Here is a 7,708-nt window from a genome sequence, read left to right as displayed (position 1 = left end):
CCCGCACCTCCCTCACGTCCAAGGCGACACCGACACCGAATCCCTCGGGCTCGACGTCGACCTCACCGTCCCCGTCCACGACCGCACCCAGTCCCAGCCCCGGCCCCACTCTCTCGGAGGAAGAGCAGAAGGTCGTCTCGCAGTGCGGTACGCAGTAGGCAAGCCGTGAGAGGCCCTGTCACACGATGAGCAGTACAACCAACACGTCGACGCAGCACACGTCCACGATCGGATCGATCGGCACGCCGAGCCGGCGCAACACCGAGCTCGCCCTGCTGGTGTTCGCGGTCGTCATCCCGGTGTTCGCGTACGCCAACGTGGGCTTGGCGATCAACGACCAGGTGCCCGCCGGGCTGCTGAGCTACGGCCTGGGCCTCGGCCTGCTGGCCGGTATCGGCCACCTCGTCGTCCGCAAGTTCGCGCCCTACGCGGACCCGCTGATGCTGCCGTTGGCGACCCTGCTGAACGGGCTCGGGCTGGTCGCCATCTGGCGCCTGGACCAGTCCGAGCTGTTGCAGAGGATCGGGCAGGCGGGTTCCGCCGCGCCGCGGCAACTGCTGTACACGGCGTTGGGCATCGCCCTGTTCGTCGTGGTGCTGGTCTTCCTCAAGGACCACCGCGTCCTGCAGCGCTACACCTACATCTCCATGGTCGGCGCGCTGTTCCTGCTGCTGCTGCCGCTGGTGCCGGGCCTCGGCAAGAACCTCTACGGCGCCAAGATCTGGATCTCGGTCGCCGGATTCTCCATCCAGCCCGGTGAGTTCGCGAAGATCGTCCTCGCGGTCTTCTTCGCCGGCTACCTCATGGTCAAGCGCGACGCGCTCGCCCTCGCCAGCCGCCGCTTCATGGGCCTGTACCTGCCGCGCGGCCGCGACCTCGGGCCGATCCTCGTCGTCTGGGCGATCTCCATCCTCATCCTGGTCTTCGAGACCGACCTCGGTACGTCGCTGCTGTTCTTCGGAATGTTCGTCATCATGCTGTACGTCGCCACCGAGCGGACCAGCTGGATCGTCTTCGGTCTGCTGATGTCCGGCGCCGGTGCCGTCGGCGTGGCCAGCTTCGAACCGCACATCCAGCAGCGCGTCGACGCCTGGCTCGACCCGATGCGTGAGTACACACTCAGCCAGCAGGGCGTCGCCGGCCACTCCGAGCAGGCGATGCAGGCGTTGTGGGCGTTCGGCTCCGGCGGCACCCTCGGCACCGGCTGGGGCCAGGGCCACTCCGAGCTGATCCGGTTCGCCGCCAACTCCGACTTCATCCTCGCCACCTTCGGCGAGGAACTGGGCCTGGCCGGCGTCATGGCGATCCTGCTGATCTACGCCTTGATCGTGGAGCGCGGGGTGCGCACCGCCCTCGCCGCCCGCGACCCGTTCGGCAAGCTGCTCGCCGTCGGCCTGTCCGGCGCCTTCGCCCTCCAGGTCTTCGTGGTCGCCGGCGGTGTGATGGGCCTGATCCCGCTGACCGGTATGACCATGCCGTTCCTGGCCTCCGGAGGTTCCTCCGTGATCGCCAACTGGGCACTGATCGGCATCCTGCTGCGCATCAGCGACACCGCACGCCGCCCGGCGCCCGCCCCCGCCCCCAGCCCCGACGCCGAGATGACCCAGGTGGTCCGACCGTCATGAACAAGCCCCTGCGCCGGATCGCGATCTTCTGCGGACTCCTCGTCCTCACCCTGCTCATCCGCGACAACTGGCTCCAGTACGTCCAGGCGGACAGCCTCAAGGAAGACCCGAAGAACCGTCGCGTCGCCATCGCGCGCTACGCCACGCCTCGCGGTGACATCATCGTCGGCGGCAGCCCGATCACCGGGCACGCGACGACGTCGGGCGACTTCAAGTACAAGCGCACGTACAAGAACGGCGCGATGTGGGCGCCGGTCACCGGCTTCGTCTCGCAGGCCTACGGCGCCAACCAGCTGGAGTCCATCGAGGACGGCATCCTCACCGGCGACGACGACCGGCTGTTCTTCCGCAACACCCTGGACATGATCACCGGCAAGGAGAGGGAAGGCGGCAACGTCGTCACCACCCTCAACACCTCCGCGCAGAAGGCCGCGTACGAGGGCCTCAAGAAGCGCGGCAAGGGTGCCGTGGTCGCCCTTGAGCCGTCCACGGGCAGGATCCTGGCGCTGGCCTCCTACCCGTCGTACGACCCCTCCACGATCGCGGGCGACGGCGACGCGGACGCCAAGGCCTGGAAGAGCCTCCAGAAGGCCGCCAACCCCGACGACCCCATGCTGAACCGGGCGCTGCGCGAGACCTACCCGCCGGGCTCCACCTTCAAGGTCGTCACCGCTGCCGCCGCGCTGGAGAACGACCTGTACGGCTCCGCCGACGAGAAGACCGACTCGCCGCTGCCGTGGACCATGCCGGGCACCACGACCGAGCTGCCGAACGAGGGCAACATCCCCTGCAAGGACGCCACGCTGCGGGTCGCCCTCCAGTACTCCTGCAACACCGTCTTCGGCAAGGTCGGCTCCGACCTCGGCAACGACAAGATGCTGGCGGAGGCCGAGAAGTTCGGCTTCAACGCCGAGCAGTTCACGCCGGTCCGCTCCAGTGCGTCGGTCTTCTCCGACGGCATGAACGAGTCGCAGACCGCGTTGTCCGCGATCGGCCAGTACAACACCGCCGCGACGCCGCTGCAGATGGCCATGGTGGCCTCGGCCATCGCCAACAACGGCACGCTGATGAAGCCGTACATGGTCGACGAGCTCCAGGCGCACAGCGTCGACACCATCGAGAAGACCGAGCCGGAGGAGCTCAGCCAGCCCTTGTCGGCCAAGAACGCCCAGATCCTCCAGGACATGATGGAGACCGTCGTCAAGGACGGCACCGGCAAGAACGCGCAGATCGACGGTGTCACCGTCGGCGGCAAGACCGGTACCGCCCAGCACGGCGAGAACAACAGCAAGAACCCCTACGCGTGGTTCATCTCGTACGCCAAGGCGGCCGACGGCAGCGCGCCGGTCGCCGTGGCCGTGGTGGTCGAGGACGACAACGCCGTCCGCGACGACATCTCCGGCGGCGGCCTCGCGGCCCCCATCGCGAAGAGCGTGATGGAGGCCGTCATCAACAGCAAGAAGTGACCCCGATCACGTCCCCTTCACATCGGTGCACGTTGCGATACCGGTCCTGTATCGGGTGACGGGCTTGGCCAGGTCACACAGCGCCAGCCGGGTACGGTAGGCCCGGAATGCAGCCTCCGACTCGCACGGACGTGCGGGCGGGACCGACGGAGAGGGCTGGTAGGAAGCTATGGAAGAGCCGCGTCGCCTCGGCGGCCGGTACGAGCTGGGCCAGGTGCTCGGCCGTGGTGGCATGGCGGAGGTCTACTTCGGCACGGACACCCGCCTCGGCCGCACGGTGGCGGTGAAGACGCTGCGCGCGGACCTCGCACGCGACCCGTCCTTCCAGGCCCGGTTCCGCCGGGAGGCCCAGTCGGCCGCCTCGCTCAACCATCCCGCGATCGTCGCGGTCTACGACACGGGCGAGGACTACATCGACGGGGTCTCGATCCCGTACATCGTCATGGAGTACGTCGACGGCTCCACCCTCCGTGAGCTCCTGCACAGCGGCCGCAAGCTGCTGCCGGAGCGCACGCTGGAGATGACCATCGGCATCCTCCAGGCCCTGGAGTACTCGCACCGGGCCGGCATCGTCCACCGTGACATCAAGCCGGCGAACGTCATGCTGACGCGCAACGGCCAGGTCAAGGTGATGGACTTCGGCATCGCCCGCGCCATGGGCGACTCCGGCATGACGATGACGCAGACGTCCGCGGTCATCGGCACCGCCCAGTACCTCTCGCCGGAGCAGGCGAAGGGCGAGCAGGTGGACGCGCGGTCGGACCTGTACTCGACGGGCTGCCTGCTCTACGAGCTCCTGACCGTCCGCCCGCCCTTCGTCGGCGACTCCCCGGTCGCGGTCGCGTACCAGCACGTCCGGGAAGAGGCCCAGCCACCGTCCGTCTTCGACCCCGAGATCACGCCCGAGATGGACGCGATCGTGATGAAGGCGCTGGTCAAGGACCCGAACTACCGCTACCAGTCGGCCGACGAGATGCGTGCCGACATCGAGGCCTGCCTCGACGGCCAGCCGGTCGCGGCCACCGCCACGCTGGGCTCCGTGGGCTACGGCGCCTACCCGGACGACCAGCCGACGACGGCTCTGCGCGCCGACTCGGGCGCGGGCGCGACGACGATGCTGCCCCCGGTGAACCCGGACGGCGCCGGCTTCGGCTACGACGACCGTCCGGACCGGCGCCGCCAGAAGAAGTCGAACACGTCGACGATCCTGCTGGTGGTGGCGGGCGCCCTGGTGCTCGTGGGTGCCATCCTGATCGGGAAGTGGATCTTCGGCGGTGACGGGGTGAGCAACGACAAGGTCCCCGTGCCGAACTTCGTGGGCCAGAGCCAGGAAGCAGCCACGAAACTCGCCGTGAACTCGGACCTGAAACCGACCTTCACGGAGAAGGCCTGCGAGAAGCAGCCCAAGGGCAACATCTGCGATCAGAACCCCGCCTTCGGCACCACCGTCGAAAAGAACAGCGACATCGCTCTGACGGTGTCGACCGGGGCGCCGAAGGTGGCCGTCCCCAGTGTCCTCGGCAAGAGCCTGGACGCCGCCACCTCGACGCTGAAGGGCGACAAGTACGAGTTCGTCGTCAAGACGAAGACCCAGATCTCCACCGAGCAGGAGGGCACGGTCCTGGACCAGGACCCCGGTCTCGGTACGGAGGTGGAGAAGGGCTCCACCGTCACCCTCACCATCGCCAAGGCCGAGGAGAAGGCCACCGTGCCGGACGTCCTCGGCAGGTCCTGCGACGACGCCAAGGCGCAGATGACGGACAACGAGCTCGTCGGCAACTGCACCGAGGTGGAGACGGACGACGACTCCCAGGTCGGCAAGGTCATCCGGACCACGCCGCAGTCCGGGTCCCAGGTCGACAAGAACTCGACGGTGAACATCGAGATCGGCAAGGCCAAGCCCAAGGAGAAGACGAAGGTCCCGAGCGTCCTCGGACAGACGGTCCAGCAGGCCAAGCAGACCCTCCAGGCGGCCGGCTTCACCACCATCCAGTTCCAGAACGGCAGCGACCAGAGCGACACCGCGATCGTCGCCGGTCAGGACCCGGGCGCCAACAGCGAGGTCGAAGACCCCGCGGGCACCACGATCACGCTCCAGACCGTGAGCGTGGGCGGCAACGGCAACAACGGCGGCAACGGCAACGGCGGATTCTTCGGCGGGGCCGGCGGGACGTGATCCCGGCCTCCCGGATCAGGTGAAGAACAGTGGCACCCCGCGAGGAGACCCGCGGGGTGCCACTGTCGTCAGGGCGCCGCGCCCCGCAGGGCGGGCACCCCTCTGCCCTGCCGTCCGCTGTCGGCCGGCTGCCGCTACCCCAGCTCCTTCGGCGGCGTCCGCTCGCTGTCCACCTTCTCCGTGCGGACCAGTTCGCCCCAGACGACGTAGCGGTAGCGGGAGGTGAGGACAGGCGTGCACGTCGTCAGGGTGATGTACTTGCCGGCCTTCTTCCTGCCGGACTCCTTGGGGATCGGCGCCAGGACCTTGACGTTGTACTTCGAGGTCTCCGGAAGGATCGCGTAGACCTTGTAGACGTACCAGGTGTCCTTCGTCTCGAAGACGACCGGGTCGCCCTTCTCCAGCTTGTCGATGTTGTGGAACTTCGCGCCGTGGCCGTCGCGGTGGGCGGCGAGGGAGAAGTTGCCGTCCTTGCCGGAGGTGGGGAGCGTGGCCTTCACCGGGTCGGTGTAGTAGCCGGCCACACCGTCGTTGAGGCGCTTCGACGAGGTGCCCTTCTCGACCAGGATCTCGCCGTTCTTCATCGCGGGCACGTGCAGGAAGCCGATGCCGTCCTTGGTGTCCAGCGCACCGGGACCGGTGTCCCTGTCGGCCGCCCAGTGGTCGCGCACCTCGTCACCCTGCTGGTCCGCCTTGCGGTCGGCGAGGACGTTCGTCCACCACAGGGAGTAGACGACGAACAGGCCGAGGACCAGGCCCGCCGTGATCAGGAGTTCGCCGAAGACGCTGACCGCCATGGCGACACGACCGGTGCCGCGGCGACGTGCCGGACGGGGCGGGGACGCGGACGTGCCGGTGTGCTCTTCGTGCTCGGTGGTCGCTGCCACGTTCATCTGCCCTTACTGGACGAGCGCATCCGGCTTGCCCTTGCTGCGCGGCCGTTCCTCGACCATCTTGCCCCAGACGATCAACCGGTACTTGCTGGTGAATTCCGGCGTGCACGTGGTGAGCGTGATGTAGCGGCCGGGTGCGGTGAAACCCGACCCCGCCGGGACGGGGTCGATGACGCTGACGTTGCTCGGGGACGTCACCGGCAGCATCGACGCCATCTTGTAGACGTAGTACGTGTCCTGGGTCTCCACGACGATCGCGTCGCCCGCCGTGAGCCTGTTGACGTACCGGAACGGCTCGCCGTGCGTGTTGCGGTGGCCCGCGAGCGCGAAGTTGCCGGTCCTGGCGTCGGGCATCGCCGTCTTCAGCGCGCCCTCGGCGTAGTGGCCGACCATGCCCCGGTCGAGCACCTTCTTGCTGCTGATGCCCTCGGCGATCGGCACGACCACGTCGAGCTTGGGGATGTGCAGGATGGCGAACCCCTGCCCCGGGGCGAAGGTGCCCGGGTTGCGCTTGCCGCTCGCCCAGTCGTCCTGGAGGCTGCTCGTCTCCTTGTCCGCCTGCGCGTGCGCCCGGACGTTCGTCCACCAGAGCTGGTAGCTGACGAACAGCAGCATCAGCACGCCGGTGGTGATGAACACCTCACCGATCGCCCGGCTGACGATGACTCCGGGGCCGGCCTTGCGCGCCCGCGCCTGTCTGCGCGCCTCGACCCGGGAGAGCGGCCTGCCGCTCCTCCCCGCAGACGCCTGAGGCGTCGATTCCGCAGTCGTCTCCGGCGCAGTGCCGCCATGACGCCCGTGACGGCGCTTGGCGGCCTTTCTGCGGGCCGCGCGGCCGCCGCCGGGGGCTCCCGCGGCGGAAGACGCCAAGGGAGCCTCAGCGGCGGATACGGACGCGCCACGCGCCCTCCGTTCGGGCGGCTCGGGTATCCGCAGCGCCACGGTCTCGTCGTCGAGGGGAGGCGCGAACGGCTCCCCGCCGTACGGTTCGTACGGCGCACCACCGGCGTACGAGTCCTGGTACGCGCCGGGAGCCCCGTACGGCTGCTCCTCGTACGAGGCACCGGACTCGCGCTCGGGGCGCAGCGCGGTCACGCCGTGGCCCTGCCCACCACCGGGGCGAGCCCCGCCGACCTCGCCACCGCGTCCTGGTCGCCGCACTCCACCAGCCAGTTGGCCAGCATCCGGTGGCCGTGCTCCGTCAGCACCGACTCGGGGTGGAACTGCACACCCTCGACCGCCAGTTCACGGTGGCGCAGGCCCATGACGATGCCGTCGTGGGTGCGGGCCGTGACCTCCAGCTCCGCCGGGACGGTCGCGGGCTCGGCCGCCAGCGAGTGGTAGCGGGTGGCCGTGAAGGGCGTGGGCAGGCCCGCGAAGACGCCCTTGCCCTCGTGCTCGACCGGCGAGGTCTTGCCGTGCAGCAGCTCGGGGGCGCGGTCCACCACACCGCCGTACGCCACCTGCATCGACTGCATGCCGAGGCAGACGCCGAAGACGGGAACGCCGGTGTCGGCGCAGTGGTGCACCATCTCGACGCAGACACCG

General features: G+C 68.9%; 6 protein-coding genes. 3 read left to right on the top strand and 3 right to left on the bottom strand.

Annotated elements, in window-relative coordinates:
* Positions 1-185: 185 nt before the first annotated feature.
* The 3 genes from ACWD0J_RS40730 to pknB all read left to right on the top strand — a co-directional run bounded on the left by ACWD0J_RS40730 (position 186) and on the right by pknB (position 5,267).
* On the top strand, positions 186-1,625 hold the full coding sequence (locus tag ACWD0J_RS40730; RefSeq protein ID WP_451500912.1) for an FtsW/RodA/SpoVE family cell cycle protein: 1,440 nt from the start codon (positions 186-188) through the stop codon (positions 1,623-1,625).
* On the top strand, positions 1,622-3,091 hold the full coding sequence (locus ACWD0J_RS40725; RefSeq protein WP_451500911.1) for a peptidoglycan D,D-transpeptidase FtsI family protein: 1,470 nt from the start codon (positions 1,622-1,624) through the stop codon (positions 3,089-3,091). The genes ACWD0J_RS40730 and ACWD0J_RS40725 overlap by 4 nt, the downstream gene beginning before the upstream one ends.
* 169 nt (positions 3,092-3,260) lie before the next feature.
* Positions 3,261-5,267 carry a Stk1 family PASTA domain-containing Ser/Thr kinase gene (gene pknB / locus ACWD0J_RS40720; RefSeq protein WP_451500910.1) on the top strand — a complete coding sequence of 669 codons (2,007 nt, stop codon included), beginning with the start codon at positions 3,261-3,263 and terminating at the stop codon, positions 5,265-5,267.
* A gap of 134 nt (positions 5,268-5,401) precedes the next feature.
* On the opposite strand, the gene ACWD0J_RS40715 is transcribed toward pknB, so the two are convergent.
* From ACWD0J_RS40715 to ACWD0J_RS40705, 3 genes are all read right to left on the bottom strand, one after another.
* A complete protein-coding gene (locus ACWD0J_RS40715; protein WP_451500909.1) occupies positions 5,402-6,160 on the bottom strand; it encodes a class E sortase in 759 nt (252 codons plus the stop codon).
* Between the two features lie 6 nt (positions 6,161-6,166).
* Positions 6,167-7,255: a class E sortase gene (locus tag ACWD0J_RS40710; protein ID WP_451500908.1), complete on the bottom strand. Its 1,089-nt coding sequence runs from the start codon at positions 7,253-7,255 to the stop codon at positions 6,167-6,169.
* Positions 7,252-7,708: glutamine amidotransferase-related protein (locus ACWD0J_RS40705; protein ID WP_451500907.1), on the bottom strand; the 457-nt coding region annotated here is incomplete at its 5' end. The genes ACWD0J_RS40705 and ACWD0J_RS40710, both read right to left, overlap by 4 nt.

Source organism: Streptomyces sp. NPDC003011, from assembly GCF_053591515.1.
Note: the sequence above shows the minus strand (reverse complement) of the source record. Positions and strands in the feature narration are given on the sequence as shown.

Bases quoted from the DNA above. Each gene is read 5' to 3' on its own strand.
- pknB (WP_451500910.1), top strand. From the start codon at position 3,261: ATGGAAGAGCCGCGTCGCCTCGGCGGCCGGTACGAGCTGGGCCAGGTG.
- ACWD0J_RS40730 (WP_451500912.1), top strand. From the start codon at position 186: ATGAGCAGTACAACCAACACGTCGACGCAGCACACGTCCACGATCGGA.
- ACWD0J_RS40725 (WP_451500911.1), top strand. From the start codon at position 1,622: ATGAACAAGCCCCTGCGCCGGATCGCGATCTTCTGCGGACTCCTCGTC.
- ACWD0J_RS40715 (WP_451500909.1), bottom strand. From the start codon at position 6,160: ATGAACGTGGCAGCGACCACCGAGCACGAAGAGCACACCGGCACGTCC.